This is a genomic window from Amycolatopsis sp. NPDC028719 (assembly GCF_055565395.1).
This window is the reverse complement of the sequence record NZ_JBVHUL010000005.1, coordinates 694,596-714,865: the sequence shown is the minus strand read 5'-3', so window position 1 is coordinate 714,865 and position 20,270 is coordinate 694,596. Positions and strand designations below refer to the sequence as shown.

General features: G+C 70.3%; 23 protein-coding genes. 11 read left to right on the top strand and 12 right to left on the bottom strand.

What is annotated here, in order from left to right:
• Window positions 1-150: 150 nt before the first annotated feature.
• Window positions 151-2,085, top strand: a complete 1,935-nt coding sequence (locus ACZ4TR_RS26650; RefSeq protein ID WP_465289492.1) for an ABC1 kinase family protein — start codon at window positions 151-153, stop codon at window positions 2,083-2,085.
• On the opposite strand, the gene lepB is transcribed toward ACZ4TR_RS26650, so the two are convergent.
• Window positions 2,009-2,764 carry a signal peptidase I gene (gene lepB, locus ACZ4TR_RS26645; RefSeq protein WP_465289491.1) on the bottom strand — a complete coding sequence of 252 codons (756 nt, stop codon included), beginning with the start codon at window positions 2,762-2,764 and terminating at the stop codon, window positions 2,009-2,011. The two genes, ACZ4TR_RS26650 and lepB, sit on opposite strands and share 77 nt — an antisense overlap.
• A 38-nt stretch (window positions 2,765-2,802) precedes the next feature.
• Window positions 2,803-3,135: a YnfA family protein gene (locus ACZ4TR_RS26640; protein WP_465289490.1), complete on the bottom strand. Its 333-nt coding sequence runs from the start codon at window positions 3,133-3,135 to the stop codon at window positions 2,803-2,805.
• 17 nt (window positions 3,136-3,152) lie between these two features.
• On the opposite strand from ACZ4TR_RS26640, the gene ACZ4TR_RS26635 reads away from it, so the two are divergent.
• Entirely contained in the window at window positions 3,153-3,947 is a 795-nt protein-coding gene (locus tag ACZ4TR_RS26635; RefSeq protein ID WP_465289489.1) for a DUF4184 family protein, read from the top strand.
• On the opposite strand, the gene ACZ4TR_RS26630 is transcribed toward ACZ4TR_RS26635, so the two are convergent.
• The 7 genes from ACZ4TR_RS26630 to ACZ4TR_RS26600 are packed head-to-tail and all read right to left on the bottom strand — an operon-like array spanning window position 3,937 to window position 10,352.
• Window positions 3,937-4,338, bottom strand: a complete 402-nt coding sequence (locus ACZ4TR_RS26630; RefSeq protein ID WP_285483013.1) for a metal-sulfur cluster assembly factor — start codon at window positions 4,336-4,338, stop codon at window positions 3,937-3,939. The two genes, ACZ4TR_RS26635 and ACZ4TR_RS26630, sit on opposite strands and share 11 nt — an antisense overlap.
• Window positions 4,335-4,784: a Fe-S cluster assembly sulfur transfer protein SufU gene (gene sufU / locus ACZ4TR_RS26625; protein ID WP_329049227.1), complete on the bottom strand. Its 450-nt coding sequence runs from the start codon at window positions 4,782-4,784 to the stop codon at window positions 4,335-4,337. Before sufU ends, ACZ4TR_RS26630 begins: the two co-directional genes overlap by 4 nt.
• On the bottom strand, window positions 4,781-6,085 hold the full coding sequence (locus ACZ4TR_RS26620) for a cysteine desulfurase (protein ID WP_465289488.1): 1,305 nt from the start codon (window positions 6,083-6,085) through the stop codon (window positions 4,781-4,783). Before ACZ4TR_RS26620 ends, sufU begins: the two co-directional genes overlap by 4 nt.
• A 43-nt stretch (window positions 6,086-6,128) precedes the next feature.
• A complete protein-coding gene (gene sufC, locus ACZ4TR_RS26615) occupies window positions 6,129-6,899 on the bottom strand; it encodes a Fe-S cluster assembly ATPase SufC (RefSeq protein ID WP_364517510.1) in 771 nt (256 codons plus the stop codon).
• Between the two features lie 32 nt (window positions 6,900-6,931).
• Window positions 6,932-8,104 (bottom strand): Fe-S cluster assembly protein SufD, encoded by a 1,173-nt coding sequence (gene sufD, locus ACZ4TR_RS26610; protein WP_465289487.1) that lies wholly within the window; start codon window positions 8,102-8,104, stop codon window positions 6,932-6,934.
• A gap of 2 nt (window positions 8,105-8,106) precedes the next feature.
• On the bottom strand, window positions 8,107-9,555 hold the full coding sequence (sufB, locus tag ACZ4TR_RS26605) for a Fe-S cluster assembly protein SufB (RefSeq protein WP_364517506.1): 1,449 nt from the start codon (window positions 9,553-9,555) through the stop codon (window positions 8,107-8,109).
• Window positions 9,552-10,352, bottom strand: coding sequence for a helix-turn-helix transcriptional regulator (locus ACZ4TR_RS26600; RefSeq protein WP_465289779.1), 801 nt, complete (start codon window positions 10,350-10,352; stop codon window positions 9,552-9,554). Before ACZ4TR_RS26600 ends, sufB begins: the two co-directional genes overlap by 4 nt.
• 139 nt (window positions 10,353-10,491) lie before the next feature.
• On the opposite strand from ACZ4TR_RS26600, the gene mptB reads away from it, so the two are divergent.
• The 7 genes from mptB (at window position 10,492) to ACZ4TR_RS26565 (ending at window position 16,449) form a co-directional block, all read left to right on the top strand.
• Entirely contained in the window at window positions 10,492-12,138 is a 1,647-nt protein-coding gene (mptB, locus tag ACZ4TR_RS26595) for a polyprenol phosphomannose-dependent alpha 1,6 mannosyltransferase MptB (protein WP_465289777.1), read from the top strand.
• 6 nt (window positions 12,139-12,144) lie between these two features.
• Window positions 12,145-13,071, top strand: a complete 927-nt coding sequence (locus ACZ4TR_RS26590; RefSeq protein ID WP_364517504.1) for an ABC transporter ATP-binding protein — start codon at window positions 12,145-12,147, stop codon at window positions 13,069-13,071.
• Window positions 13,068-13,853: an ABC transporter permease gene (locus tag ACZ4TR_RS26585; RefSeq protein WP_465289486.1), complete on the top strand. Its 786-nt coding sequence runs from the start codon at window positions 13,068-13,070 to the stop codon at window positions 13,851-13,853. Before ACZ4TR_RS26590 ends, ACZ4TR_RS26585 begins: the two co-directional genes overlap by 4 nt.
• Window positions 13,854-13,946: 93 nt before the next feature.
• Window positions 13,947-14,141 (top strand): hypothetical protein, encoded by a 195-nt coding sequence (locus ACZ4TR_RS26580; protein ID WP_465289485.1) that lies wholly within the window; start codon window positions 13,947-13,949, stop codon window positions 14,139-14,141.
• A gap of 83 nt (window positions 14,142-14,224) precedes the next feature.
• Window positions 14,225-15,184 carry a COX15/CtaA family protein gene (locus ACZ4TR_RS26575; RefSeq protein WP_465289484.1) on the top strand — a complete coding sequence of 320 codons (960 nt, stop codon included), beginning with the start codon at window positions 14,225-14,227 and terminating at the stop codon, window positions 15,182-15,184.
• Between the two features lie 63 nt (window positions 15,185-15,247).
• Window positions 15,248-16,177 (top strand): acyl-CoA desaturase, encoded by a 930-nt coding sequence (locus ACZ4TR_RS26570; protein ID WP_465289483.1) that lies wholly within the window; start codon window positions 15,248-15,250, stop codon window positions 16,175-16,177.
• 95 nt (window positions 16,178-16,272) lie between these two features.
• Window positions 16,273-16,449 (top strand): hypothetical protein, encoded by a 177-nt coding sequence (locus ACZ4TR_RS26565; RefSeq protein ID WP_465289482.1) that lies wholly within the window; start codon window positions 16,273-16,275, stop codon window positions 16,447-16,449.
• A gap of 40 nt (window positions 16,450-16,489) precedes the next feature.
• Here the strand turns inward: ACZ4TR_RS26565 and ACZ4TR_RS26560 are convergent, their stop codons facing one another.
• Window positions 16,490-17,614, bottom strand: coding sequence for a hypothetical protein (locus tag ACZ4TR_RS26560; RefSeq protein ID WP_465289481.1), 1,125 nt, complete (start codon window positions 17,612-17,614; stop codon window positions 16,490-16,492).
• Between the two features lie 171 nt (window positions 17,615-17,785).
• Between ACZ4TR_RS26560 and ACZ4TR_RS26555 the strand changes: the two genes are divergently transcribed.
• Window positions 17,786-17,959 (top strand): hypothetical protein, encoded by a 174-nt coding sequence (locus tag ACZ4TR_RS26555; protein WP_465289480.1) that lies wholly within the window; start codon window positions 17,786-17,788, stop codon window positions 17,957-17,959.
• Here ACZ4TR_RS26555 and ACZ4TR_RS26550 read toward each other — a convergent pair whose 3' ends face one another.
• Window positions 17,960-18,820, bottom strand: coding sequence for an ATP-grasp domain-containing protein (locus ACZ4TR_RS26550; RefSeq protein ID WP_465289479.1), 861 nt, complete (start codon window positions 18,818-18,820; stop codon window positions 17,960-17,962).
• Window positions 18,817-19,125, bottom strand: coding sequence for a hypothetical protein (locus ACZ4TR_RS26545; protein WP_465289478.1), 309 nt, complete (start codon window positions 19,123-19,125; stop codon window positions 18,817-18,819). Before ACZ4TR_RS26545 ends, ACZ4TR_RS26550 begins: the two co-directional genes overlap by 4 nt.
• A gap of 92 nt (window positions 19,126-19,217) precedes the next feature.
• Between ACZ4TR_RS26545 and ACZ4TR_RS26540 the strand changes: the two genes are divergently transcribed.
• The gene (locus ACZ4TR_RS26540) at window positions 19,218-20,186 is read left to right on the top strand and encodes a quinone oxidoreductase family protein (protein ID WP_465289477.1); all 969 of its coding nucleotides are present in this window, start codon (window positions 19,218-19,220) and stop codon (window positions 20,184-20,186) included.
• Window positions 20,187-20,270: the final 84 nt, after the last annotated feature.

The following is a 20,270-nucleotide window of genomic DNA, read 5'->3' as shown; positions in this document are numbered from 1 at the left end:
TCAGAGAACATTCAACCGTGGTCCGCGCGATCAGGTTAGAAGCCCACGAGCGATCCGGGCCACGGCCGAAAGTAGCTCCCTCCCGGGAGGGAGCCCGGTCCCGCCGCCGGATGAGCCGGCCGGCCCGGCCCGCGTGGTCTGCTCTGCGGCATGGACGTCCTGCTGGGCCTGCTGACCCTCCCCCTCTACGCACTCGTGCTCTGGCCGCTGGTCGTCGCGTCGCGGCGGGTGCTCGGGGTCCGGATCGGCGCCGTCCGCGCACTGTGCGGCGCCGCGTTCGGCTGGCTCGTCGCGGGCGGCATCGGCCAGGCGTTCCCGGTTTCCCTGCTGCACAACGGCGGCGCGGCCGTCGGGCTGCTGATTCCGTTGGCGGGCAGCGCTTTCCTCGCGACACTGATCTTCCTCTTCGTCGCCGAAATGGCCTTGCCAGGCGGGTTCCGGCCGCGCGCGATCGGCGCCAAGATCGCGCGCGCCCGCCGGTACTCGCAGATCAGCCGGATCGCCGTCAAGCACGGCCTCGGGCGCTACCTCGCCGGCCGCCGCGACCCCGATCTCGCGCCCGGCCGGCACGCCAAGCTCGCCCGCTCCCTGCGCCGCGCGCTGGAGGAAGGCGGCGTCACGTTCGTGAAGCTCGGCCAGGTGCTTTCCACGCGCGCGGACCTGCTGCCCCCGGTGTTCCTCGACGAGCTCGGCAAGCTGCAGGACCAGGTGGCACCGGCGAAGGCCGACGCCGTGTGGGCGGTGCTGACCGAGGAACTGGGCGGCTCACCCGACGACGTCTTCGCCGAGTTCGACCCGGAACCGCTGGCCACCGCGTCGGTCGCGCAGGTTTACCGGGCGAAGCTGCGCGGCGGCGAGGACGTCGTCGTCAAGGTCCAGCGCCCGGGCGTGCGGGAGCAGGCCGAGCGCGACATCGACATCGTCCGGCGCGTCGCCGCGGCGCTGGAGGAGCGCGCGGACTGGGCGCGCTCGCTCGGGGTCGCCGAGCTCGCCGACGGGTTCGCCGAAGCACTCACCGAGGAGCTCGACTTCACCATCGAGGCCCGCAACATCACCGCTGTGGCCGCGGCTTCCGGCCCGGACGTCGTCCTGCCGACCGTCCACAAGGCACTGTCCACCGAACGCGTCCTCGTCATGTCCCGGCTGGCGGGCCGGCCTCTCGAGACGGCGCCGGCGGCCGACCGCAAGCGGCTCGCGCGGTCGCTCCTGCGGTGCCTGCTCGACCAGGTGATGATCGGCGGCGTCTTCCACGCCGACCCGCACCCGGGCAACCTCATGGTCCTGGAAGACGGCCGCCTGGGGCTGCTCGACTTCGGCTCGGTCGGCCGGCTCGACGCCGGGCTGTGCGGCGGCCTGCAGAACCTGGTCCTGGCCCTCGATCGCGGCGACCCGGCGGCCCTGCGCGACGGGCTGCTGGAGATCGTCGACCGCACGGACGACATCGACGAGCAGCGCCTCGAACGCGCCCTCGGCGCCCTGGTCGCCCGGCACTTCGGGCCCGGGCGCGCCGCCGGCCTCGACCTGTTCACCGGGCTGTTCCGCGTGGTCGCGGACTTCCGGCTGAGCGTGCCGCCGCCGGTCGCCGCCGTGTTCCGGGCGCTGGCCACGGTCGAGGGCACCCTGGCGGCGCTGGATCCTGCGTTCGACGTCGTGGCCGAGTCGCGCGCGTTCGCCGTCGAGCAGGTGGGCGCCCGGCTGCGGCCGGACTCGCTGCGCCACACCGCGCTCACCGAAGTCCTGGCGCTGCTGCCGGTGCTGCGCCGCATCCCCCGCCGCGTCGACCGCATCGGCGCCGCCCTCGAGGAGGGCCGGCTGTCGGTGAACGTCCGGCTGTTCTCCGACGAGCGCGACCGCGACGTCGTCACGAGCCTGGTCCACGAAGTCCTGCTGGCCTTCGTCGGCGCGGCGACCGGCCTGATGGCCGTCCTGCTGCTGGCCGGCGACGGCGGGCCGCGCATCGCGGCGGACCTGAGGCTGCACCAGGTGTTCGGCTACAACCTGCTGGTGATCAGCGCATTGGTGGGGCTGCGGCTGCTTTTCGTCGTCTTCCGGCGTTCCGGACGGCGGTCACGATCACTCCGGTGATGCCGGCCACGAACAGCACGAACCCGCCGAGGATCCACCACCGCAAGCCGGTCAAAGTCCCATCGGAGTACGGCGTTCCGGGCAGGCCCGCGTCGGTGAACGAGGTGACCGGGGTCAGCGGCTTCGGGGTGACGACCGTGCCGGTGGCGACCACGATCCCGGTGACGCCGGACAACCGCACCGGGCCGCCGAACCGTGAGTCGTCGGAATTGCCCCGGTTGTCCCCTTCGACGAAGATCGCGCCCTCGGGCACCTTGGCGGAGAACTCGAAGAGACCTTCGTAGCCGGGAGTGATGTAGGGCTCGGTGATCGGCTTGCCGTCGACCGAAAGGTGCTCGTCGGTGCAGCAGGCGACCGTGTCCCCGGCGACGCCGACCACGCGGACGACACTGATTCCGTCGCGGGGCGAATCGGCGTACGCACTCATGTCGAGGGCGACGAGATCTCCGCGGTGCACCTCCACGCCGTCCACCTGACGCACGACGAGCCGGTCTCCGGACGCGAGGGTCGGGCTCATGTTCCCACTCACCTGCGTATAGGCCTGGTACCCCAGCATCAGCCGGCCGAAGCCGTACCCACCGGCGCCGGCGCCGAGCACCGCGACGGCGATCATCAGCAGGAGCACCTTGGACACGGCGGAGCGGTTCGGCGCGGACGGCGGAGCGGGCGGAAAGGACATCTCGGTCACGGTGATCTATCGGGCCACGGCGCCCGCCGTTACCCCGTCCGGGGCGCGTACATGATCACCGCGACCCCGGCCAGGCACAGGAGCGCCCCGAGCACGTCGTAGCGGTCCGGGCGGTAACCGTCCGCCACCATCCCCCAGGCCAGCGAGCCCGCGACGAACACGCCGCCGTACGCCGCGAGGATGCGGCCGAAGTGGGCGTCCGGCTGCAGCGTCGCCACGAAGCCGTACACGCCGAGAGCCAGCAGCCCGCCGCCGATCCACAGCCAGCCGCGGTGTTCGCGGACGCCCTGCCACACCAGCCACGCGCCGCCGATTTCGCAGACCGCCGCGGCCAGGAACAGGAGGATCGAGCGCAGGACCACCCCGGGATACTACTTCCGTGCCGTTCACGCTGAGTCACCCCGCCGCCGTGCTCCCGCTGGCGAGACGACCGCTGGTACCGGCCGCGCTCGTCGCCGGGTCCGTCGCACCGGACGTCTTCTGGTTCGTGCCGCGGCTACCCGGCATCGGCCTCACCAGGACGCACGAGTTCGCGTCCGTCCTCTGGCTCGACCCGCTGCTCGCGCTCGCCCTGCTGGCGGTCTTCCAGATCGTCCTGAAGCGGCCGCTGCTCGCCTTGGCGCCGAAACCGCTGGCCGAGCGGCTCCCCCGCCACTTCAGCTGGAAGCGGCCGGGCTGGATCGCTCTGTCACTGATCCTCGGCGCCGCGACGCACGTCGGCTGGGACGCCTTCACCCACGAGCACGACGGGTTCCCGTTCCTGCGGACCCCGCTCGTCACCGGGGTCGACGTCGGCCGGCTGATCCAGCTGGTCAGCACGATCGCCGGAGCCGGGATCCTCGCCTGGTGGCTCGTGCGCTGGCACCGCACCGCACCCACCGAGCCGGCGCCGAGAGCCACCCGCCACCGCAAACCGGTGGTGGCGTTCCTCGCCGGCGGCACGCTGGCCGGCGTCCTGGCCGAGGTGCTGCCCTTCCTCGCCCACCACGACCCGATGACCCGCGCGGGCGTCGTCGGCAACGCGACCTACCTGCTGGCCACCGGCGCCGGCAGCGGGTTCGCCGCCGCGCTCGTCCTCTACGCGCTGGCCTGGCACGCGCGGTATAGGTCGTTATACACAAAGCGGGCCACCTCGGGAGGTGGCCCGCTCGATGCGAAAGAAGTCAGACGGTGAAGCCGAGGGCGCGCAGTTGCTCGCGGCCGTCCTCGGTGATCTTCTCCGGGCCCCACGGCGGCATCCAGACCCAGTTGATGCGGAAGTCCTTGACGAGGCCGCCGGACGTCAGCGCGGCCGACGTCTGGTCTTCGATGACGTCGGTCAGCGGGCAGGCCGCCGACGTGAGCGTCATGTCGATGGTGGCGGTGTTGTCCTGCTCGACGCGGATGTCGTAAACCAGGCCCAGGTCGACGACGTTGATGCCGAGTTCCGGGTCGACGACGTCGCGCATGGCTTCCTCGACGTCCTCGAGCTTGGCGAGGTCGAGGTCCTGCGTGGCCGTGGTCTCGGCGTCGAGGTCGGCGGCGGTCCGGCCCTCGCGCGCGTCGGTGGCGGTGTCTTCGGTCATGCTTTCTCAGCTCCACTGGTGGTCCGGGCGACGGCGTCCTTGAAAGCCATCCAGCCGAGGAGGGCGCACTTGACGCGGGCGGGGTACTTGGCGACGCCCGCGAAGGCGATCCCGTCCTCCAGCACGTCCTCGTCCGGCTCGATCTTTCCCTTGCCCTGCATCAGTTCCACGAAGGCGTCCATGGTGGTGAACGCCTCCTCAAGCGTGTGGCCGACGACGAGATCCGTCAAGACCGACGTCGAGGCCTGGCTGATGGAGCAGCCCTGGCCGTCGTAGGAGACGTCGGCGACCTTACCGTCGTCGAGCTTGACCCGCAGGGTCACCTCGTCGCCGCAGGTCGGGTTGACCTGGAACGACTCGGCGTCGAACGGGTCGCGCAGGCCGCGGCCGTGCGGGTTCTTGTAGTGGTCCAGGATGATCTCCTGGTACATGCTTTCCAGGTTCACTGCGCCACCCCGAAGAACTTCTGGGCTTCGCGAACACCCGCTACCAGGGCGTCCACTTCGGACAGCGTGTTGTACAGGTAGAACGACGCGCGCACGGTCGCCTGGGCGTTGCAGGCCCGGTGCAGCGGCCACGCGCAGTGGTGGCCGACGCGGACGGCGATGCCGAGGCTGTCGAGCACCTGGCCGGCGTCGTGCGGGTGCACGCCGTCGATCACGAACGACACGGTCGCGCCGCGGTCCGCCACGTCGGTCGGCCCGACGATCCGGACACCCGGGATCGCGCCGACGCCTTCGAGGGCCGCCGCGGCGAGCTCGTGCTCGTGCGCCGCGATCCGGTCCATGCCGATGGCCGAGAGGTAGTCGACGGCCGCGCCGAGGCCGATGGCCTGCGACGTCATCGGCACGCCGGCCTCGAACCGCTGCGGCGGCGGCGCGAAGGTGGAGCCCTCCATGCGGACCATCTCGATCATCGACCCGCCGGTGAGGAACGGCGGCATCGCTTCGAGCAGCTCGGTGCGCCCGTAGAGCACGCCGATGCCGGACGGGCCGAGCATCTTGTGCCCGGAGAACACCGCGAAGTCGACACCCAGCGCGTGGAAGTCCACCGGGCCCTGCTTATACAAACCATGCGGCACCGACTGGCAGGCGTCGAGCACGGTCAGCGCGCCGACGGCCTTCGCTTTCTCGACGAGCAGCGAGACGGGGTTGACCGTGCCGAGCACGTTCGACTGGTGCGCGAACGCGACGACCTTGGTCTTCGGGGTGATCAGCTTGTCCACATCGGACAGGTCGAGGCGCCCCTCGGGAGTCACCTTGAACCACTTCAGCGTGGCCCCGGTGCGCTGGCACAGCTGCTGCCACGGCACGAGGTTCGCGTGGTGCTCCATCTCGGTGATGACGATCTCGTCACCCGGGCCGACGACGAACCGCGAAGCCTCGGGGCCGGCCGTGGCGGCGTTGCTCATCGAGTACGCGACGAGGTTGATGCCCTCGGTCGCGTTCTTGGTGAACACCAGCTCTTCGGGGTCGGCGCCGACGAACTCCGCGATCTTCGCGCGCGCGGACTCGTAGGCGTCGGTGGCCTCTTCGGACAGCTGGTGCGCACCGCGGTGGACGGCGGCGTTCGACGTGAACACGTAGTCGCGTTCGGCGTCGAACACCGCGGTCGGGCGTTGCGACGTCGCGCCGGAGTCCAGGTACACCAAGGGTTTCCCGTCGCGGACGGTGCGCGACAGGATGGGGAAGTCGGCCCTCAGGGCCGCCACGTCGAGTGGCAGAGAGCTGGCCGAGGTGGTGGTCATCGGGCCGACTCCTCTCGTTCTCGGTGTCGTACGGGGGAAAACGTCAGAGCGCGGCCGGCTCGGGCTTGCCGACGTACTTGACGTAGCCGTGCTCCTCCAGCTCGTCGGCCAGCTCCTTGCCGCCCGACTCGACGATCTTGCCGCCGGCGAAGACGTGCACGAAGTCCGGCGTGATGTGCCGCAGGATCCGGGTGTAGTGCGTGATCAGCATGACGCCGACCTCGCTCGAAGCCTTGTACGCGTTCACGCCCTCGGAGACGACGCGCAGGGCGTCGACGTCGAGACCGGAGTCGGTCTCGTCGAGGATGGCGAACTTCGGCTTGAGCAGCGCCAGCTGCAGGATCTCGTGGCGCTTCTTCTCGCCGCCGGAGAACCCTTCGTTGACCGAGCGCTCGGCGAACTCCTGCGAGATCTCGAGCTTGCCCATCTCCTCCTTGACCTCCTTGACCCAGTGGCGCAGCTTGGGGGCCTCGCCACGGACCGCGGTGGCCGCGGTGCGGAGGAAGTTGGACATGGACACGCCGGGCACCTCGACCGGGTACTGCATGGCCAGGAAGAGGCCGGCGCGGGCGCGCTCGTCGACGCTCATCTCGAGGACGTTCTCGCCGTCGAGCAGCACCTCGCCGGAGGTCACCTGGTACTTCGGGTGGCCGGCGATCGCGTAGGACAGGGTGGACTTGCCGGAGCCGTTGGGGCCCATGATCGCGTGCGTCTCGCCCGACTTGATCGTCAGGTTCACGCCCTTGAGGATCTCCTTGGCGCCTTCGTCGGTCTCGACCGAGGCGTGCAGGTCCTTGATTTCCAGGGTAGCCATTCTTCGTTTCCTAAAGTCTGCGGTGGACGGCGTCAGGCGCCAACGGCTTCGAGCTCGGCCTCGATCGCGGCTTCGAGGCGCTCGCGCACCTCGGGGACGTCGATCTTCACCAGGATCTCGTGGAAGAACCCGCGCACGACCAAGCGCCGGGCGGCTTCTTCGGCGATCCCGCGCGACTGCAGGTAGAACAACTGCTCGTCGTCGAACCTTCCCGTCGCGCTCGCGTGGCCGGCGCCTTCGATCTCGCCGGTCTCGATCTCGAGGTTCGGCACGGAGTCCGCGCGGGCGCCCGGCGTGAGCACCAGGTTGCGGTTGAACTCGTAGGTGTCGGTGGCCTCGGCCGCGGCGCGGATCAGCACGTCGCCGATCCACACCGTGTGCGCGCCCTCGCCCTGCAGCGCGCCCTTGTAGCCCACGCGCGACTTGCAGTTCGGCACCGCGTGGTCGACGAAGAGGCGGTGCTCCTGGTGCTGGCCGCCGTCGGCGAAGTAGACGCCGAGCATCTCGACGTCGCCGCCCTTGTCGGCGAAGGTCGCCGTCGGCGAGACGCGGACCAGGTCGCCGCCCAGGGTGATGACCGTGTGCTTGAGCGAGGCGTCGCGGCCGAGCTTCAGGTGCTGCTCGGAGACGTGCACCGCGTCGTCGGCCCAGTCCTGGACGCTGACCACGGTGATCTTCGCGCCGTCGCCGATGACGAACTCGACGTTGTCGGCGTAGGTGCCGGAGCCGACGTGGTCGAGCACGATGAGGGCTTCGGCGAACGCCTCGGCGCGGACCTGCAGGTGCCCGTAGGCGACCTTGTCCTCGCCCGGGCCGTGGATGCGCAGCACCGACGGCTTGGACGCCTTCGTCTCCTTGGGCACCGTCACGATGGTGGCCTTGGTGAACGAGGAATACGCCTGCGCGGCGATCCGGTCGCTCGGGACGCCGGCCTGGCCCAGCCGCGGGTCGTCGCGGCCGACGGTCACGATGCCCAGCTCGGGGGCGGCGTCGGCTTCGAGGGCGATCTCGCCGGTGGCGACCGCGCTGCCGTCGTGCAGGCCGCGCAGCCGCTTCATCGGCGTGAAGCGCCAGTTCTCCTCACGGCCGCCCGGGACCTCGAAGGCCTCGACGTCGTAGGAGGTGAAGCGCTCCGCGCGGGAGGCCGCCGGAATGACGGCCCCCTCGCGCAGAGACTCCGAAACGTTGTTCTCGGTAACCGACATGACTAGCCGACGGACCCTTCCATCTGGAGCTCGATCAGGCGGTTCAGCTCGAGCGCGTACTCCATCGGCAGCTCACGCGCGATGGGCTCGACGAACCCGCGCACGATCATCGCCATCGCCTCGGCCTCGTCGAGGCCGCGCGACATCAGGTAGAACAGCTGCTCTTCGCTGACCTTGGACACCGTGGCCTCGTGGCCCATGGACACCTCGTCGTTGCGGATGTCCACGTACGGGTAGGTGTCCGAGCGCGAGATCGTGTCGACCAGCAGGGCGTCGCAGACCACGCTGGAGCGCGAGTGGTGCGCGCGCTTCGCGACGCGGACCAGGCCGCGGTACGAGGTGCGGCCACCGCCGCGCGCCACCGACTTCGACACGATCGTCGAAGAGGTGTACGGCGCGAGGTGCTCCATCTTGGCGCCCGCGTCCTGGTGCTGGCCCTCGCCCGCGAACGCGACCGAAAGCACCTCACCCTTGGCGTGCTCGCCCATGAGGAAGACCGACGGGTACTTCATCGTCACCTTGGAACCGATGTTGCCGTCGATCCATTCCATGGTCGCGCCCTCTTCGCACTTGGCGCGCTTGGTGACCAGGTTGTAGACGTTGTTCGACCAGTTCTGGATGGTCGTGTAGCGGCAGCGGGCGCCCTTCTTGACGATGATCTCCACGACCGCCGAGTGCAGCGAGTCGGACTGGTAGATCGGCGCCGTGCAGCCCTCGACGTAGTGCACGTAGGCGTCTTCGTCGACGATGATCAGGGTGCGCTCGAACTGGCCCATGTTCTCGGTGTTGATCCGGAAGTAGGCCTGCAGCGGGATGTCCACCTTGACGCCCTTGGGCACGTAGATGAACGAGCCGCCGGACCACACCGCCGTGTTCAGCGCGGAGAACTTGTTGTCGCCGGCCGGGATGACCGAGCCGAAGTACTCCTCGAACAGCTCCGGCTGCTCGCGCAGCGCGGTGTCCGTGTCAAGGAAGAGCACGCCCTGCTTCTCGAGGTCCTCGCGGATCGAGTGGTAGACGACCTCGGACTCGTACTGGGCCGCGACACCGGCCACTAGGCGCTGCTTCTCCGCCTCGGGGATGCCGAGCTTGTCGTACGTGTTCTTGATGTCCTCGGGCAGGTCTTCCCAGCTCGCAGCCTGCTTCTCGCTGGAGCGGACGAAGTACTTGATGTTGTCGAAGTCGATCCCGGAGAGGTCGGCCCCCCAGTTGGGCATGGGCTTCTTCTCGAAGAGCTTGAGCGCCTTCAGTCGCGCTTCGCGCATCCACTCCGGCTCGGACTTCTTCCCGGAGATGTCGGTGACGACATCCTCGTTCAGCCCGCGACGGGCGCTGGCGCCCGCTTCGTCGGAGTCGGCCCAGCCGAACGCGTACTTGCCAAGGGACTCGATGGTCTCTTCCTGGCTCAGTGGCGCGGTGGTGGGAGTGCGCTGCTCGGCAGCGGCAGTCATGCGGGTTTCCCTCCATTCGGGATCCGTGCTGTGCGCCCAGGGGGCACCGTGCTTCCCGGCTCGGGATGGGCCGGGTTGTTCCCCGTCGTGACGGGAACGTGGGTGGTGCACGCGGAGTCACCGCGTGCGATCGTCGCCAGCCGCTGGACGTGGGTGCCCAGCAGCTTCGCGAACGCCTCGGTCTCGGCCTCGCACAGCTGCGGGAACTCCGCGGCCACGTGGGCGACCGGACAGTGGTGCTGGCAGAGCTGCGCCCCGACGTTCTGCCCGAGGCCCGGTGCTTCGTTTTGAGAATTCCGCGTACCGACCTGACGGGTCGACGCAGCGTAGCCCTCCCTGCTCAGGGCGGTCGCCAACGCCTCCGCGCGCGCCGCCGGATCACTCGATCCGGTGATCGCGGAGCGGTGCGGCTCGACCAGGGACGCGACGCGACGCTCGGCGAAGGCGCGTACGGCGTCTTCGCCCGCGTGCTCGGCGAGGAAGCGGATGGCGGACACGGCCAGGTCGTCGTAGGCGTGCCCGAAGCGGGCGCGGCCGGACTCGGTCAGCAGGAAGAGCTTGGCCGGACGGCCCCGGCCCCGGGGTCCGCGGCGCGGCGCGTCCCGCGTCTCGGCTTCGCCGTCCGCGAGAAGCGCGTCGAGGTGCCGGCGGACGGCCGTGGGGCTGATCCCGAGCTGCTCGGCGACCACGACGGCGGTCATGGGACCCTGTTCCAGGAGCACCCGGGCGACCTCGTGGCGGGTCTTGCCCTCGGCGCTGACCTGCGACGGAACCACGGGAAGCCCGGCGCGCGGCATGTCGCCGCCCACCTGGTCACGCGCCTCCGTCTTTTTCACAACACAAGTGTGTCTTATTTCCCGGCGGTCGGCAAAGGCAGGGTCTTCGGCAGTGACCCGACTCACTCCGCGGCGGCGGCGATACCCTGCTCCCGTGGCAGTGGGTGAACATCCTGCACGGCAGGACCAGCAAGAGCGTGCGCACGCGGTGACGCTGTCGCCCGTCGAGCCCCGCGTGCCGCTCCCCCTGGAGGGTGACGAGCGGCGCGGGCTCGCCGTCGTCCGCCGGTTCGGCACGGTCGGGTCGCTCTTCCTCGCCCTCGGCTCGCTCGGCGCCGGCGCCGCCCCGGTGATCAACCCGGTGCAGGAGATCCCGGTGCTGCGGCTGTTCACCCGCATCCCGACGGTGTCGCTGGCCATCGCGATCTCCGGGATGGGCATCCTGGTGCTCAGCTGGCTGATGCTCGGGAAGTTCGCCCGGCCCGACCGCGCCCGGCTCGCGTCGCAGGGCCAGCTCGCGCGCACGATCGCGCTGTGGGTGCTGCCGCTGCTGGTCATCCCGCCGCTGTTCTCCCGCGACGTCTACAGCTACCTCGCGCAGAGCGAGATCGTGCACCGCGGCATGGACCCCTACGTCCTCGGCCCGGCGCAGGCCCTCGGCGTCGCCGACCCGTTCACCATGGGCGTGTCGAACATGTGGCGCGAGACGCCGGCGCCGTACGGGCCGCTGGTGCTGCGCCTCGGCGGCTGGCTCGCGCCCCTGGCCGGCAACAGCATCGCCGTCGGCGTGCTCCTGCAGCGCGTGCTCGCCCTGGCCGGCGTGGTCCTCATCGTCTGGGCGCTGCCCCGGCTCGCCCGCCGCTTCGGCGTCCAGCCCGCGACGGCGCTGTGGCTCGGCGCCCTCAACCCGCTGCTGATCTTCCACTTCATCGCCGGCGCCCACAACGACGCGCTGGCCATCGGCCTGATGCTCGCCGGGCTGGAGGTCGGCATCCGGCGGCTGCCGATCCGGGTGAAGGGCGACACGCCCCCGCCCCTGGCGCGCGGGGAGCTGCTCTACATCGGGCTCGGGGTGGCGATCATCACCCTGGGCGTCGCGGTGAAGCTGCCCGCGCTGTTCGCCTTGCCGTTCTTCGCCGTGATGGTCGCGCGCCGCTGGCACGGCCGGCTCAAGGACCTCTTCGTCGCCGGCGCACCGATGGCGCTCTGGTTCGGCGCCGTGCTGGTCGCCGTCTGCTTCGGCACCGGGCTCGGCTTCGGCTGGGTCGGCGCGACGTTCGACACCCCCGGCCTGGTCCGCTCCTGGATCTCCCCCACCGCCGAGCTCGCCAACCTCTCCGGCGTCCTCGGCATCGCGCTCGGGCTCGGCAACCACACCAACGGCCTGGTGCCCATCCTCGGCGCGCTCGGCTACCTGGTCGCCGTCGCCATCACGTTCAAGTTCCTGTGGGACAGCTTCAAGTGGCGCTACCGGCCGATCATCGGCCTCGGCGTCTCGCTCGGCGCGGTGATGATCCTGCAGATCAACCTGCAGCCCTGGTACGTGCTGTGGGCGGTGATCCCCCTCGCCGCCGCGGCCGGGACGTCCCGGTTCCGGGTGGCCGCGGCGGTGCTGTCCGCCGCCCTGCCGTTCCTCCTGCCGCCGACCGGCAGCACCTTCGACGGCCGCCCGTACGTGCTGCCGTTCGCCTACGTCGCGGCGATCGTCGTGTGCGGCACCGGGATGCTGATCGTGCGGCGGCTCGCCCCCGTCCTGCTCTCCAGGCCGTCCCCGCGGGTGCCCGCGCGGGCCGACGCCGTATCGTGACGCGATGTGAGTGCCCCCGCCGTCGAGATCACCGGGCTGGTGAAAAGCTACGGCTCCACCCGCGCGGTCGACGGTCTCGACCTGCGGATGGAGCGCGGCAGCCTGCTCGCCCTGCTCGGCCCGAACGGGGCCGGCAAGACCACCACCGTCGAGGTCTGCGAAGGCTTCCTGAAGCCTGACGCGGGCACGGTGCGCGTGCTCGGCTTCGACCCCGTGCGCGAGTCGGCCGCGCTGCGCCCCCGGGTCGGGATCATGCCCCAGGGCGGCGGCGCCTACCCCGGCGTCCGCGCCGACGAGATGCTCGGGCTGGTGGCCTCCTGCGCGGCCTCCCCGCTGGATCCGGCCTGGCTGCTGGACGTCCTCGGGCTGGCCTCGGTGCGGCGGACGCCGTTCAAGCGCCTCTCCGGCGGGCAGCAGCAGCGGCTTTCGCTGGCGTGCGCGCTGATCGGACGACCGGAGCTGGTGTTCCTCGACGAGCCGACCGCGGGCATGGACCCGCAGGCCCGGCGGCTGGTGTGGGACCTGCTGGGCGCGCTGCGCCGCGACGGCGTCTCGGTGCTGCTGACCACGCACCTGATGGAGGAGGCCGAAGCGCTGGCCGACACCGTGGTGATCGTCGACCACGGCAAGGTCGTCGTCTCCGGCGCGCCGGAATCCCTGACGGTCGACGAGAGCGGCAACGCGGGCCTGCGGTTCAAGGCGCGCACGCGGCTGGACACGGCCCTGCTGACCGCGGCGCTGCCGGAGGGCTACGCCGTGCGCGAGTCGGCGCCGGGCACGTACGTCGTGGCCGGCTCGGTCGACCCGCAGGTCGTGTCGACGGTCACGGCGTGGTGCGCGCAGCAGGGCGTGCTGCCGGAGGAGCTGCAGGTCGGCAAGCGCACGCTCGAAGAGGTCTTCCTGGAGCTGACCGGACGGGAGCTGCGGGCATGACGTCCTTCCCCGCCGGGACGTTCACCCCGGCACCCGGGCGCGGCTCGCTGGGCCGCATGCTGCGGACGCACGCGCGGGTCGAGGCGAGCCTGACGCTGCGCCACGGCGAGCAGGTGCTGCTGACGCTGCTCATTCCCTTGGCCTTGCTGATCGGGTTGTCGCTGCTGGACATCCTGCCGGCGTCTTCGCTGGGTTCGACGTCCAAAGTGGACTGGATCACGCCGCGCATCCTGGCGCTGGCGGTGATGTCGTCGGCGTTCACCGGCCAGGCGATCGCCCTGGGCTTCGACCGGCGCTACGGGGTGCTGAAGCGCCTTTCGGCGACGGCGCTGCCGCGGTGGTTGCTGGTGGCGGGCCGGCTCGCGGCGGCCGTCGTCGTGGTGGCGCTGCAGTCGGTGATCATCGGTGTGGTGGCGGCGTTCCTGGGCTGGTCGCCCACTTTCTCGGGGCTGGCTTCGGCGATCTTGCTGCTGGTGCTGGGCACGCTGGCCTTCGGTGCGCTGGGCGTGCTCCTGGGCGGCGCGCTGCGCGCGGAAGCCGTGCTGGCGCTGGCGAACATCGTCTGGTTCGTGTTGCTGCTGGCGGGCGGGATCCTGCTGGCGCCGTCTTCGCTGCCTTCGGGGCTGGCTCGCGTGGTGGAGCTGCTGCCGTCGGGAGCGCTGGCCGAAGGGATGCGTTCCGCGCTGGTCGACGGCGCGTTCGCCCCCGGACCGCTCGTGGTGCTCGTGGTGTGGGCGGTCGCCGCGGGAGCCCTGGCTTCCCGCACGACGAAGCTCACCTGAACACTTGCGGGCCGGGTAGAACTCACCTCACGAACCCGCGCCGCCCCTGGGATGGTCACCCGGTCCGGGTCCGATCCGCCGAGGGGAAGTTCCATGGTTTCGAAGCTGCGCGTCACCCTGATCATGCTGCTCCTGGTCGTCGTGGCGATCGGGCTGGTCGCCCTGCTCGTGTCGCTCGACGCGGGGGCCTTCTGGGTCAGGACCGTCCCCATCGCCGTGCTGGGGTTCGGCGCCGTCTTCGCGCAGTCGCTCGGCCTCTTCCAGAAGAAGGCCAAGAAAACCGAGTGACCTAGGTCCCTTGTGCCCGGCGCGCCGTTCTGGGCGCCGGGACCTGCCGAAAGCCGCGTTTCCCGGCGCTCTACCATCGATGGGTGCCGTTCACCAGCCTCGTCGCCCGCCTGCCGTATCCGTCCGCCGCCGTGCAGCGGGCCGTCGGGATCACCGCGGTCCTCGCGCAGGCGCTGATCGGTGTCACCGGGTCCATCGTCCGCGTCACCGGCTCGGGCCTCGGCTGCCCGACCTGGCCGCAGTGCGTCGCCGGCAGCCTGGTCCCGGTGGACCACCCGGGCATCCACGCGCTCAACCAGTGGATCGAGTTCGGCAACCGGCTGCTGACCGGCGTGGTCATCCTCGTCGCCGCGGTCGCCGTCATCACGGCGTGGCGCGTGCAGATCGACCACCCGTCCCGCAAGCGGCTGGTGAAGCTGGCCTGGACGATGCCCGGCGGCGTCGTGCTGCAGGCCGTCGTCGGCGGGATGACCGTGCTCGCCAAGCTCGAGTGGTGGACCGTCGCGATCCACTTCCTCGCCACGACGCCGCTGGTCTGGCTCGCGGTCCTGCTGCTGCGCGCGTTCCGCGAAGGCGACGAACCCGCGCGGCTCCTGGTTCCCGGCCGCTCGGTCCTGGTCGCGCTGGCCGTGGTCATGTGGCTGGTGCTCGCGGCGGGCACCACGGTGACCGGCGCCGGCCCGCACAGCGGCGACATCACCACGCACCGCCTGGCCGTTTCGGTGGAGGCGCTCGCCCAGGTCCACGGCGGACTGCTGGTGCTCTACCTGTTGCTGCTCGCGGTGTTCGGCCTGCAGCTGCTGCGCGTCGGCGCGCCAAAGGGGCTGTGGCAGCGCTACACGGTGGTGTGGGTGGTCGCGGTCGCGCAGGGTGGGCTGGGCTCGCTGCAGTACGCGCTGGGCGTGCCGGAGGCGATGGTGTCGTTCCACGTCCTCGGCGCGATGGCGGTGATCATCGCGACGGCGTCCCTGTGGACGGGCAGCCGCGACCGCGGCCCGGTGACGTCCCTGGAGCCGGCGCCCCGCGAGCTCGCCGCCGCCTGACGGCAACGCGGGCTTAACTCGGCGTCGGCGTGCCCGTTTCGCCCGTGGGTTACTGTTCGCGCCATGACCTCGCGCGCCGCCCCCAAGCCGCTGATCTCCCACCGTCGCGGCACGGGCGAGATGCTCGTGCTGAAGACGTTCCTCCTGGTGCCGTTCCTGGCGCTGCTGGTAGCGATCCCCCTGGTGTGGGGCTGGGGTATGACGTGGGTCGACCTGGCACTGGCGGCGGCGTTCTACGTGTTCGCGACGCTCGGGGTGACGGTCGGCTACCACCGTTACTTCACGCACGGCGCGTTCAAGGCATCGCGGCCCCTGCGGGTGGCGCTGGCGATCGCGGGCAGCATGGCGGTCCAGGGCTCGGTGATCTTCTGGGTGGCGAGCCACCGGCGTCACCACGCGTTCGCCGACCGAGAGGGTGACCCGCACTCCCCGTGGCTGTTCGGGACGTCGGCATCGGCGCTGCTGCGCGGCTTTTGGCACGCGCACATGGGCTGGATGTTCTCCCGCGAGGTGACGAACGCGGATCGCTTCGCCCCGGACCTGGTGGCCGACGGTGATCTGCGGGTGGTGAACCGGTACTTCTGGCTGTGGATCACGCTGAGCCTCGCCCTGCCGGCTCTGTTGGGTGGCCTGCTGACGTGGTCCTGGTGGGGCGCGGTGACGGCGTTCTTCTGGGCGGGGCTGGTGCGGATCGCGTTCCTGCACCATGTGAGCTGGTCGGTGAACTCGGTGTGTCACCTGATCGGCGAGAGGCCGTTCGCCAGTCGGGACAAGGCGGCTAATTTCTGGCCGTTGGCGGTGCTTTCGATGGGCGAGTCGTGGCACAACTCGCACCACGCCGATCCGACTTGCGCGCGGCACGGGGTGCTGCGGGGGCAGGTGGATATTTCGGCGCGGGTGATCTGGGCGTTCGAGCGGTTGGGCTGGGCGACCGATGTCCGGTGGCCGAAGGCCGATCGGCTGGCCGCGAAACGGGTAAGCGCAGAAGCTTAATATGCCCGCGCTGACACGAAAGAGAGATGACGGGCTCGATCGTGTCGGTTGCTTCCCCTTACGGTGAGCCGAATTCCCCACACCGAAGGAGACTCATGGGCAAGCACAGCGCCAAAGACACGCGCGGCAAAACGCCGTGGATCGCCGCAGCAGGCGCGCTGGTCCTCGCGGCGGTCGTAGCGATCACTCTGGCGTCAGGCGTCCACAAGCCGGCGGCTGACACCGCAGGTGGCGGCGGCGGCAACACCGGTAACTCGGTCACCGTCTACTGAGGAAGGATTTCGTGACCGACGTAACCACGTCGGTCACGAATCACCACCTGAAAGCTATGCCGTAATTCTCCCGCGGATGGCACCCGTCGACAAAGGTGTGCCGGACGAATCCGTCCCCGACTGCGAGCAGACGCGGGTCACCGTCAGGCGGTTGCCGAGTCCGCTCGAGCTCGAGTTGTTCGGCGTACCACCAGCACGCCTCGGGAAGGTGCTTCGGTTCGAAGTTCAGCTGGACGGTCAAGCCGCCGGGCGCGATGCCGTGGTGGTCCACGTCGACGTTGACCCACCTGCGTTCCTCCTCGAGCCACCCATCGAGCGCCTCGGAGACGAACGCGTAAGACTCCTCCTTCCGAAGCGTTCGAGGAAAGCGCAGGCGCACCGATATCGGATCACCCGGATTTGTCCGGGGCACCGCGTCTACACGGCACGCCCAAAGGGCCGTCACCGGGATCTTCGCCTCGTCGTGCGTCTCGCCGACCGCCGCGTAGACGTCATAACCATCGACACCGTTCTCGCAGGCGACGATGTCGCGTTCGGTAATCCGGCGCTGCACCGTTCGGCGGTGCATGACGGCCGTGACGAGCATGCGTTTCACGAACACCGGCTGAGCTCCCCTCGACGCAGCCCGGGGTCGCCAACCCGCTTTCGCCGCCGCACGACCGATGTCGATGTAGAGCGGCCAGCCCGGCTCGTCCAGTGAGGCCAGTTTCTCCACCAGCCGGGCGGCCAGCGCCTGGAGCGCCCACCGCCAGGCTTGGTGCATCGGAGTCGTGGTGGTGGGTGGCGGGTCGCCGAATACGTCCAGCAGCGGCATCAGTTGCTTGAAGCGATCACCCAACGTCGCTTTCCAGGCGGCCCCGTCCGGCACCCTCGAGACCCGGAACGCCGCCATCAGCACGTGGCGGGAGCGAGCGTCTCCCGTCGCGCCGATCTCGTCGAAGATCAGCCCCCACGCGGCGAACGCCCGCGATTCGGCGGGCAGGGACGCCGTCGGCGCCACCAGGGAGCGGAGCACGGTTGCCGGCCGGCTCGTCGGGTCCTTGATCGCCTCCCTGAAGGCTTGGAGCGGATCGCCGCTCTTGAGCTTCGCCAGCCAGCGCAGCGCCGCTTCGACCTCCGCGGGCGAAGTCCCGGCAATCAGTTCATCGTCCATCCGGATGGTCATGACGCCTCCGCTACCCGACGAAGATCGACAATTCTCGACAATCCCGGACAAGGGCGACATACGCCTGACAACGAAAAACCCGGCCTGAAAACAAAAGATCATTCCCGGTCGGGCTCACCACCGGTCACCATTGCCTGGAGTGCACTAGCACACCGATAAAGGGGTAGCACAGTGACCAAGGGGAAGACAAGCGAGCCCGTCCCGGGCCGCAGTCTGCGGGAATTGATCAAAGCCGGCCTGACCGGCATCGGCGGGCTCTACCTGATCACCGGATCGCTCGCGGTAACCACGATTGGAGCGATCGTCGCGCTCGCCTTGGCCGCCGTGCAGCGAGCCGCCAAGTGACTAAGCCAACTGCTGCCGCACCGCCGAAGCGAACCGCAACGCCGCCGCCGGGTCCGTCTGGCGGAAGCCCAGCGACGGCTCCGTCAACTCCAGCTCCAGCAGCAACGGCTTCCCGTCCGCACCCCGCACCACGTCGACCCGCGCGTACAACAGCTCGGCCCGCAGGATCCCCAGCAACGCCGACGCCGCATCCAGCACGTCCTCGGCCAGCGCCACCGCGTCCGCCGGCGGCGAGGCCGCCTCCAGCTTCTCCGACAGGTACAGCCCCGACGAGTCCATCGTGGACCCCAGCATCGCGGCCTTCGAGAACGCGTGGGAGTAGAACCCGCCCAGGTAGACCAAAGCCAGCTCACCGGCAGTGTCCACACTGGACTGGTACGGCTGGATCAGCGCCGTGTGGCCGTCGGCGTGCAAGGACGCCAAATGCGCGGACGCGTCGGCGGCGGAAGCGAACCGGGCCGCTCCGCGCGAGCCCGCGCCCACCGAGGGTTTGACCACGAAGTCACCCGAAGGGAAGCGGGCGTCGTCGCCGGGTTCGACCAAGATTGTCGGGACCACCGCCAGCCCCGCGTCGAGCAGCTCCGTGAGGTACGACTTGTCCGTGTTCCAGCGGACGACCGCGGCCGGGTTGTACAGCGCGGGAACCGACTCGCACCACGAGAGGAACTCCGGACGCCGCGAAGCGTAGTCCCAGGTCGCGCGCAGGATCACCGCGTCGGCGTCCTCGAACGGCGCACCCGAGTCCCACGCCGCCCACGAGACCGAGAAGCCCAGCGACTCCAGTGCCGGCACCACGGCGTCGTCGTCACCGTCACCCGACGGAAGCTCCGCGCAGCCGACCAGGATCGCCGTGCGGTTCACCGGCCCGCCATCTTGCGGCGGTGCTCCGGGCCGATCTTCGCGGCCTTGACCGTCTCCGCGTCCCACGACGCCGCTTCGAGGTCCTCGACGGCCTCGATCAGCGCCTCTCCGGTCGCCACAGAAGGCACCACCACGTCGCCCATCGCGCCGTCCGCGCCCACGAGGACGACGCGTGCGCCCGCCCGGCCGATGTTCTCCACCACCGCGCGGGACGGCTTGCCGTGCGCCTTCACGAACTTGCGCGCCGCTCCCAGCTGCGCGCTCGACGGCGGAACGACCGTCTCTTCCGAATCCGAATCAGCCACGGTCCGAACCATAACCAAAGACCGGCCGGAACGCGGAACAGCGTGGCGTCGGCCATAGTTGTGCCTGGGAGAACCCGACCCGAGGAGGACGCATGCCCACCGCAGTGCAGGTGACGAAGACCGGCGGCCCGGAAGTGCTCGAAGCGGCCGAAGTGGACGTGCGCGCCCCGGAGGCCGGCGAACTGCTGGTCGACGTCGCCGCGGCCGGCGTCAACTACATCGACACCTACCAGCGCCAGGGCATCTACCCGATCGACCTGCCGTTCGTGCTCGGCCTCGAGGGCGCGGGGACGGTCCTCGAAGCCGCCCCCGGGACCGGGTTCGAGGCCGGCGACCGCGTCGCCTGGCAGGGCGACCTCGGCAGCTACGCGGCGCGCAAGGTCGTCCCCGCGTCGATCGCCGTGAAGGTACCCGAAGGTGTCTCGCTGGAGACCGCCGCCGCGACCATGCTCCAGGGCATGACCGCGCACTACCTGGTCGCGTCGACGTTCGAGGTCAAGGCGGGCCACGACGTGCTGGTGCACGCGGCCGCGGGCGGCGTCGGCCTGCTGCTGGTGCAGCTGGCGAAGGCGCGCGGCGCCCGCGTGATCGGCACCGTGTCGACCGAGGAGAAGGAGAAGCTCGCCCGCGAAGCCGGCGCCGACGAGGTGATCCGCTACGACCGGGACGACTTCGCGAAGATCACCCGCGAACTGACCGACGGCAACGGCGTCGACGTCGTGTACGACGGTGTCGGCAAGGACACCGTCGACGGCAGCCTCGCGAGCCTGAAGATCCGCGGCCTGCTGGCGCTGTTCGGCGCGTCCAGCGGCCCGGTGCCGCCGATCGACCCGCAGCGCCTCAACTCCGGCGGCTCGCTGTACCTGACCCGCCCGACGTCGGCGCACTACACGCGCAGCCGCGAGGAGATCGACTGGCGGTCCCAGGAGCTGTTCGACGCGGTCCTCGCGGGCGATCTCACCGTCCGCATCGGCGGCAAGTACCCGCTGGCCGACGCGCGCAAGGCCCACGAAGACCTCCAGGGCCGCCGCACCACCGGCAAGCTCCTGCTCATCCCCTGATCCATGCGCCCCAATGTGGCGGGGGGGGGGGGGGGGGGAAAAGAAACAACCAGGGGGGGGGGGGGAGGAAACAAAGACAAAGTC

Coding starts and splice junctions, on each gene's coding strand:
- ACZ4TR_RS26650 (WP_465289492.1), top strand. CDS start 151: ATGGACGTCCTGCTGGGCCTGCTGACCCTCCCCCTCTACGCACTCGTG.
- lepB (WP_465289491.1), bottom strand. CDS start 2,764: ATGTCCTTTCCGCCCGCTCCGCCGTCCGCGCCGAACCGCTCCGCCGTG.
- ACZ4TR_RS26630 (WP_285483013.1), bottom strand. CDS start 4,338: ATGACCGAAGACACCGCCACCGACGCGCGCGAGGGCCGGACCGCCGCC.
- ACZ4TR_RS26620 (WP_465289488.1), bottom strand. CDS start 6,085: ATGACCACCACCTCGGCCAGCTCTCTGCCACTCGACGTGGCGGCCCTG.
- sufC (WP_364517510.1), bottom strand. CDS start 6,899: ATGGCTACCCTGGAAATCAAGGACCTGCACGCCTCGGTCGAGACCGAC.
- sufD (WP_465289487.1), bottom strand. CDS start 8,104: ATGTCGGTTACCGAGAACAACGTTTCGGAGTCTCTGCGCGAGGGGGCC.
- sufB (WP_364517506.1), bottom strand. CDS start 9,555: ATGACTGCCGCTGCCGAGCAGCGCACTCCCACCACCGCGCCACTGAGC.
- ACZ4TR_RS26600 (WP_465289779.1), bottom strand. CDS start 10,352: ATGCCGCGCGCCGGGCTTCCCGTGGTTCCGTCGCAGGTCAGCGCCGAG.
- ACZ4TR_RS26585 (WP_465289486.1), top strand. CDS start 13,068: ATGACGTCCTTCCCCGCCGGGACGTTCACCCCGGCACCCGGGCGCGGC.
- ACZ4TR_RS26580 (WP_465289485.1), top strand. CDS start 13,947: ATGGTTTCGAAGCTGCGCGTCACCCTGATCATGCTGCTCCTGGTCGTC.
- ACZ4TR_RS26570 (WP_465289483.1), top strand. CDS start 15,248: ATGACCTCGCGCGCCGCCCCCAAGCCGCTGATCTCCCACCGTCGCGGC.
- ACZ4TR_RS26565 (WP_465289482.1), top strand. CDS start 16,273: ATGGGCAAGCACAGCGCCAAAGACACGCGCGGCAAAACGCCGTGGATC.
- ACZ4TR_RS26560 (WP_465289481.1), bottom strand. CDS start 17,614: ATGACCATCCGGATGGACGATGAACTGATTGCCGGGACTTCGCCCGCG.
- ACZ4TR_RS26540 (WP_465289477.1), top strand. CDS start 19,218: ATGCCCACCGCAGTGCAGGTGACGAAGACCGGCGGCCCGGAAGTGCTC.